Source organism: Yersinia sp. 1252 StPb PI, from assembly GCF_048593885.1.
In the GTDB taxonomy this organism is placed as follows: domain Bacteria; phylum Pseudomonadota; class Gammaproteobacteria; order Enterobacterales; family Enterobacteriaceae; genus Yersinia; species Yersinia enterocolitica_E.
This window is the reverse complement of sequence record NZ_JAZGQE010000208.1, coordinates 1-7,397: the sequence shown is the minus strand read 5'-3', so window position 1 is coordinate 7,397 and position 7,397 is coordinate 1. Positions and strand designations below refer to the sequence as shown.

Genomic DNA, 7,397 nt, shown 5'->3' with positions numbered 1-7,397 from the left:
AATCGATCACATAATTTAACCAACTCGCGCATAAGCTGGTATTCTTGTAAGTCTTTTTCACAAAAGTGTTAACGTGCTACAATTGAATTTGATATATGTCAACAAAGCGTAGTTTTGTTGGGTGGTAGATTCGGCTCACACTGTTATATTGCTGTTAATAGGGTTAGGATATGCGCCGCTTTTGTCACCTTTGGGGCTGTAGGGAGTAACACCCCGACCAAGCTAGTGATGTTGTTGACGTTGATGGAAAGTGCATCAAGAACGCGTTTACGTACTTTAGTCATGTGATGAACGGGATGACGAGTAACAAGTCAATAAAAATCCTAATATAACAAAGACTTCTGTACTTCCTATTTCTATTTTGTTGGCAATTTTAGGTAGCAAACATGCAGACCCCGCACATTCTGATCGTAGAAGACGAGATAGTTACTCGTAACACCCTGAAGAGCATTTTCGAGGCGGAAGGCTATGTAGTTCATGAGGCCAATGATGGCGCAGAAATGCACCACATTCTGTCTGAGAATGATATCAACTTAGTTATCATGGACATCAATCTGCCGGGCAAGAATGGCCTGTTGCTAGCACGAGAACTTCGTGAACAAGCAAGTGTTGCCCTAATGTTCCTGACAGGTCGTGATAACGAAGTAGATAAGATCCTTGGCTTGGAAATTGGCGCTGATGATTACATCACCAAACCTTTCAATCCGCGCGAATTAACCATTCGGGCACGTAACTTACTGTCACGCACCATGAATTTGGGTAGCGTGGGTGAAGAGCGCCGCTTGGTTGAGAGTTACAAATTTAATGGCTGGGAGCTGGATATCAATAGCCGCTCACTGATAAGCCCTGCTGGCGAGCATTATAAGCTGCCACGTAGTGAGTTCCGCGCCATGCTGCACTTCTGTGAAAACCCAGGCAAAATTCAATCCCGTGGCGAATTGTTGAAGAAAATGACCGGCCGTGAGCTGAAGCCTCATGACCGTACTGTTGACGTGACTATCCGCCGCATTCGTAAACATTTTGAATCCACCCCGGACACACCAGAAATCATCGCCACTATCCATGGTGAAGGTTACCGTTTCTGTGGTGACCTGGAAGAGTAAACCTCTGCCTGCTATCCACAGTAAAAAGCCAGCATTCTATGCTGGCTTTTTTATATCTATCCAATTTTTACCACGGCATAATCGGAACGGCGCTGATCGCATTTTTCGGCGAGCCGTCGACAACGCGATCGGAATAGGTCAGATAGATTAAGGCATTACGCTTTTGATCATAGAAACGCACTACCTGTAACTTTTTAAACACCAAAGAAGTCCGTTTCTGGAAAACCACTGTACCTTCGGATTTTTTATTCTTAATTTTGTCACTCAGCTCAATCGGCCCCACTTGCTGACAGGAAATTGCTGCATCAGACGTATCCTCTGCCAACCCCAATCCACCTTTGATGCCCCCGGTTTTAGCGCGGCTGATATAACAAGTTACATTTTTAACATCGGGGTCGTCGAAGGCTTCAACCACGATTTTATGATCTGGCCCGAGCAGTTTAAAGACCGTATCGACGGAGCCAATTTCCTCTGCATGAGCAGTTATGGCCCCAAATGAAAGCAGACAACCAAGGAATATCCAATTCTTTTTCATACACTTACTCCATTCCGCTGAATAACGTTACTCAGCGTTAACTATTTGTACTAAAAATAAAATATTCGTTAAAAAGACATTTTATAAATCTTAGGTTCTTTTTTAACACACTATGCCACAAAATTCTTAAGCAGTCGGGAACATAAAAAGTTGCTACTATTCGCCAGAGCTATTCTTTTCATATGACTAACACCCTAAATTTAGGCCGCTTTACGAGGAAGATCTATGGATCAAGCCAGTATCATTCGTGATTTGCTTAGCTGGCTAGAAAGTCATTTAGACCAGCCTTTAGCACTGGACAATGTTGCTGCCAAAGCCGGCTATTCTAAATGGCATTTGCAGCGAATGTTCAAGGATGTCACCGGGAATGCTATCGGTGCCTATATCCGTGCCAGAAGGTTATCTAAAGCCGCTGTAGCGTTACGATTAACCAGCCGTCCTATTCTGGACATTGCCCTACAATATCGCTTTGATTCGCAGCAAACCTTTACCCGGGCATTTAAAAAACAGTTTGCGCAAACACCGGCGCTGTACCGACGGGCAGAAGATTGGCACTCGGCTGGGATTTGCCCACCGATTCGGCTGGGGGAATATACGCTACCTCAACCTGAATTCATCACCTTGCCTGAACAGCACCTGATTGGTCTGACACAAAGCTACTCTTGTACGCTTGAACAGATATCAACTTATCGTACTGAACTACGTTCGCATTTTTGGCAACAATATCTCGGTGATGCCGATCACTTGCCGCCAGTGCTCTATGGTTTACATCACTCCCGCCCTAATCAGGAGAAAGATGATGAGCAGGAGATTTTCTATACCACCGCCATTGAGCCACAACATGTTCCGGGCAATGTGCCGGAAGGGCAACCGGTTATCTTGCAAGGTGGCGAGTACGTGCAGTTCAGCTATGAGGGGCCGCTGGAGGGATTGCAAAACTTCATTCTGACACTCTATGGTACCAGTCTGCCGCAATTAGGGCTAACCCGCCGGCGAGGGTACGATATAGAGCGCTTCTTCCCGCAGGGGAGGCCGAAAGACGGGCCTCCAACCTCGTTGAAATGTGAATATCTCATTCCTATCCGTCGTTAACGCTGTAACTCATCAAGTGCTGGCATATCCAAGTGAGCGGTATCGCCAGCACTTTCAATGACCCAGCCAGAGGCCAGCCAAGGGCTTTCTTGATAATCAACCCGTGATAACGAACAGTTGCGCAAACGCAGACGCCGTTCGGCATGCGCGGGCAGACCCAGTAATGTACTCAACAAACATCCCAGCGCCATACCATGGCTAACTAACAGTGGCTTGCTGCCAGCAGGTAACTTCAGACAGCTATCCAGCGCTGCATGCATACGGCTACCCAGTTCAGTCATCGACTCACCTTCAGGAATACGCCCGCCCTCGGTACCATTAACCATCTGCTTACGCCACTGCTCTTCTTCCACCGATAAGCTTTCAATGGGGCGCGCCTCCAACACGCCCATATTCAGCTCACGCAGGCGTGAGTCTGTCACCATGGTTAGGCCGCAAGCATCAGCAATAATTTTAGCTGTCTGCTGTGTGCGGCCAAGGTCGCTGGTAATAATATGGGTGATACCCTGGCTGCTAACCCGTTGCGCAACCAAGTTGGCCTGACGGATACCGATGTCGGTCAGAGGACTGTCTGATTGGCCCTGAATGCGGCGTGAGGCATTCCAGAGGGTTTCACCGTGACGCACGAGATATACCTGTAACATGTCGTTTTTCCGTTATACTGCGTAAAATAGGCACAAAAACCATTACTTTAGATAAACCCAAAGACGTTGGCGTGGCAGATAGACAGCTAACAGCCCTGCTGCTTCAACTCCCAAGGGAATAGGATACTAGACTCATTATGTACCATGTTGTTGCCGCAACTACCAACCCTGCAAAGATTAAGGCTATCACTCTCGCCTTCGATGATGTTTATGGCCCCGGCCAGTATCGTATTGAAGGTGTCAATGTCGATAGCGGTGTTCCCCTGCAACCCATCGGCAGTCTTGAGACACTCAGTGGCGCCAGACAGCGTGTGAGTAACGCACGTAAGATTCGCCCTGAGGCTGATTTTTGGGTTGGGGTTGAAGCCGGTATTGAAGATAATATGACCTTTGCCTGGATGGTAATTGAACACTTACAGTTACGGGGAGAATCCCGTTCTGCCAGCTTAATGCTGCCCGACATTATATTGCATGGGATTCGCCAAGGCCGTGAGCTGGGCGACGAAATGGCAGTTTTAACCGGCATATCGAATGTAAAACATCAGGGTGGTGCCATCGGTATTTTTACCGACGGTAAATTGACCCGCACTAGTGTTTATCACCAGGCACTGCTGTTAGCGCTGGTACCATTTCACAACGAAATATATCAACGCCCGGCACCGTGATACTAAACTCAGGAAGGCTTTACATCGTTTGTCAATAATTGGGTCTCAAGCCAGCTTTTGAGCTGTGGCGGGGCCGTTTTCAAGCTGTTAGAGCCACGGGTAATGGTCGCGATACCTGCACCTAACTGGGTTTTCAATTCACGCTGACTTAATTCCCCACGCATTAACTCCTCAATGATACGTACCCGGGTACCCAGAGCCGTGCGCTCATCCGGTGTCAGCATCAATTGCAGCAAGGGCAAATGCAGGTCTTGCGCAATCGCGTTTTCCAATAGCGCAACAAAGCTCAGCCAGTGCTGATTATCTTCTGGGGATAACGCCGGATCTGGCGCGAAAGCAGTATTAACCGGGCTGTGGATATTAGGCATGTTTATTTCGTCAGCCGACAGATCATCGGTCAATCGTAGTTTTGTCATGATAGATACCCAAGGTACTATTTAACTAGTACGAGAGCATACCATAACGTGAGATATAGCCAAAGAACTTGGCGTTGCAGAGCTGCCAGTAAACAAGCCTGCAACGCCAAGGTAGTAAGCGCCGCTAACACCGCCGCAGCGTCAAGGACGAAGAGTAACCCCAAAGTCATTGGCGTCGCAGGCAGGCAGCAAGCAAACGCATCCCGATGAGCTTACACAGTCAAGTGATTCGGGTGTGCTAACACCGCCACAGCGTCCAGAACGAAGGAGTATCCTCAAAGTCATTGGCGTTGCGGCAAGGCTGCAAGCGAGCAAACCCCGATGAGCTTACACAAGTAAGTGATTCGGGTGCGCGAGCGCCGCTAACACCGCCGCAGCGTCAAGGACGAAGAGTAACCCCAAAGTAATTGGAGTCGCAGGTAGGCAGCAAGCAAACGCATCCCGATGAGCTTACTCCAGTAAGTGATTCGGGTAAGTGCGCGTAGCTAACACCCCTGCGACTTCAAGTACAAAGGGGGATTAGTAACGCCGCTGCCACTCGGCATCACTCAGCACCTTCGCTGGGCGATTCATAAAGTGCCGATAAAAGGCATCGTATGCCAACACATTTTTCACATAGCCACGGGTTTCTGAGAAAGGAATACTCTCGATGAATGCCACTGCATCCACTTGCCCGCCGCTGTTACCTAACCAGGTATTCACCCGCGATGGGCCGGCGTTATAGGCGGCACTGGATAAGATACGGTTGCGCCCGAACTGCTGGTAAACCTCTTCCAGATAGCTGGTACCGATCTCAATGTTTGTAAGCGGATCCAGTAATTGGCTGCTATTGACATAACCACTGATATTATTGAGTTTTACTGTGTGTTCAGCGGTACGCGGCATCACCTGCATTAACCCCGTCGCCCCTACTGGTGACTGTGCTTTCGGGTTCCAGGCACTTTCCTGACGGGCAATAGCCATGGCATAACTTGGGGTTATCCCTTTGCCTTCTGTCGCCTGACGGAACTCCTTTGGCCATGCCAGCGGGAAGCGCTCTTCCAGATGGTCCCACAATTTGGCAACGATGGTGGCCTGTACGCTTAAGTCCGCCCACTTCTGGTTAAAAGCGTAGCGCGCCAGTGCTTCCTGTTCCGGCTTACTGCGGCTGGCGACCAGATAGCTCCACTCGTTACGGGCCAGATTGTCCATATTCCAGTACATCAATTCACGCACCCGGATAATTTCCGGCCGCTGTGCTAACGATGCATCCGGTTTGGTCGCTACCTCAACATTAATGGGGTAAGGAACGCCCAATTTTTGAGCTGCAACCATCGGGTAAAAGCCACGTTCCTGCATTAGGCTGCGCAGGATAGCTTCACCCTCGGTTTTTTTACCTTGTTCCAATAACAGCGATGCACGCCAGTAGCGCCATTCATCTTTATCTTGCGCATCGGCCGGTAAGCGTGCCAGCCAGGTCGCTAACCCCTGACGATCGCCACTGCCCAGAGACATGCGAATACGCCGCTCCAGCAACGACGTTGAATGGCTACGCAAGGTGACTTGATCTCGCCATTTGGCCTGATCGTAAGTCGCATCGGTCCCCATCAAACGCCAGGCCACCGCCTCTTCCAGCTCCAGCTTTTCGCTATCACTCATTTTTTGTAGCCGGGCCAAGGTCGGGATCATCGCTCGCGCGTTCTCCACGTCTTGGCGAGCCAAACGGGTAAAAGCAATGATGGTGGCAGAACGGGTAAAATCTGTCGGCCCGACCGTACGGGCGAAGCTTTCAACACTGGCCGGGTCACTTTGCAGTGTTGCCAGTGCAGTACCCATGGTCTGATAATCCGCTGGCAGTTGTTTAAGTAAATAACTCACTAAACTGGCATTACCCTCTTTCAAGGCTAACTTCATCCGCGCCAGTGTTGCCAGTGGGGTTTGATGCCCGGCTTGTTGCCAGACACTGAATAATTTAGTGCAACTGCCCGGAAGTGTCTGGCCGTTCAGCCAAATTTCACTCGCACCATCCCAGGCCACCTGCTGTTCGCCAGTGGCCCATTTGGCATAGTAATAGTTACAACGGGCTGCAACCGGCTTCGGTGCTGTCGGGCTGAATGCCAATAACCCCCGCCAATCTTCCCGGCGAGCCAGTTCATTAACAAAACGGGATGACAGTGAACGTGCTGGCGGCAAGGTTGGATTACGGCTAAGGAAATCGTTCACTTGCACCGCGCTCACCTGGCTCAGGTCTTGCGTTAACTGGCGGTACTCCAGATATGGGTACAGGGGATAATCACGCAACGTGGGCATCAGTTGTGTCACTGTGTCCATCTGATTGCTGTCCCAGGCCAGTTTAACTTGCTGATAGCGTTGCCGTTGGGCATCAATGGAGTCAGCGAATGCCACTCCTGAAGTCGTCACCAGACACACGCCAATCGCCAGATATCGCCACTTGTCCATACTTACTATTTCCTCACTGGTTGTTGGCTACTGCACTTTACTTATCGCCACATCATTATATCGCTTACCGCAACCTCTGATTAGCATATGCCCGATTAGTTCCGGCAGCAGAACATACTAACGAAGAGTTTCACCTGATAGCCAGTAATAACATAAAGCAATAGGAGCTGAAGATTAATCACTTGGTGTTATCACTTAATACCCGCGAAACATTCAACACCCGCAAGAAGATCAATAGCAGAATAGTTCAGCCTGTAACTACTTACTATTCACAAGGTTACCAACAATATGTTGCTAAATGTTTCTTGTTTATTATCTAAGATCAAGGCACTGCTTTGATAAAAATCGACTATCCTTGCTTAATATAACTATGTTGTTGTAAATATATCCTTCAAAATATTTTTTTTGNTTTTTAAGCAAAATCAAACCATTAAGGAATTGGCACTGTTCACGGAAGAAATGATAAAAACTTTCTCTGCCCCGTCCCACCATGAAACGAATAG

At 48.8% G+C, this 7,397-nt stretch carries 8 protein-coding genes; 3 read left to right on the top strand and 5 right to left on the bottom strand.

Annotation, left to right across the window (positions count from 1 at the left end):
• Positions 1-143: 143 nt before the first annotated feature.
• Complete coding sequence (locus tag V2A85_RS20595) at positions 144-284, bottom strand: hypothetical protein (RefSeq protein WP_004706054.1); 141 nt, start codon at positions 282-284, stop codon at positions 144-146.
• Positions 285-386: 102 nt separating this feature from the next.
• On the opposite strand from V2A85_RS20595, the gene arcA reads away from it, so the two are divergent.
• Positions 387-1,103, top strand: coding sequence for a two-component system response regulator ArcA (gene arcA / locus V2A85_RS20590; RefSeq protein ID WP_004706052.1), 717 nt, complete (start codon positions 387-389; stop codon positions 1,101-1,103).
• A 67-nt stretch (positions 1,104-1,170) separates the two neighbouring features.
• On the opposite strand, the gene creA is transcribed toward arcA, so the two are convergent.
• On the bottom strand, positions 1,171-1,638 hold the full coding sequence (gene creA, locus V2A85_RS20585) for a protein CreA (RefSeq protein WP_083160643.1): 468 nt from the start codon (positions 1,636-1,638) through the stop codon (positions 1,171-1,173).
• A 225-nt stretch (positions 1,639-1,863) separates the two neighbouring features.
• Here creA and robA point away from each other — a divergent pair, with 225 nt between their 5' ends.
• Entirely contained in the window at positions 1,864-2,730 is an 867-nt protein-coding gene (gene robA / locus V2A85_RS20580; protein WP_372557964.1) for an MDR efflux pump AcrAB transcriptional activator RobA, read from the top strand.
• Here the strand turns inward: robA and gpmB are convergent.
• On the bottom strand, positions 2,727-3,374 hold the full coding sequence (gene gpmB / locus V2A85_RS20575; protein ID WP_372557963.1) for a 2,3-diphosphoglycerate-dependent phosphoglycerate mutase GpmB: 648 nt from the start codon (positions 3,372-3,374) through the stop codon (positions 2,727-2,729). The genes robA and gpmB overlap by 4 nt on opposite strands.
• Before the next feature lie 137 nt (positions 3,375-3,511).
• Between gpmB and yjjX the strand changes: the two genes are divergently transcribed.
• Positions 3,512-4,039, top strand: coding sequence for an inosine/xanthosine triphosphatase (gene yjjX / locus V2A85_RS20570; protein WP_420072229.1), 528 nt, complete (start codon positions 3,512-3,514; stop codon positions 4,037-4,039).
• Between the two features lie 8 nt (positions 4,040-4,047).
• Here the strand turns inward: yjjX and trpR are convergent, their stop codons facing one another.
• Together trpR and sltY are read right to left on the bottom strand one after the other, a co-directional pair.
• Positions 4,048-4,455: a trp operon repressor gene (gene trpR / locus V2A85_RS20565; protein ID WP_420072228.1), complete on the bottom strand. Its 408-nt coding sequence runs from the start codon at positions 4,453-4,455 to the stop codon at positions 4,048-4,050.
• Between the two features lie 519 nt (positions 4,456-4,974).
• Entirely contained in the window at positions 4,975-6,894 is a 1,920-nt protein-coding gene (gene sltY / locus V2A85_RS20560) for a murein transglycosylase (RefSeq protein WP_420072227.1), read from the bottom strand.
• Positions 6,895-7,397 lie beyond the last annotated feature (503 nt).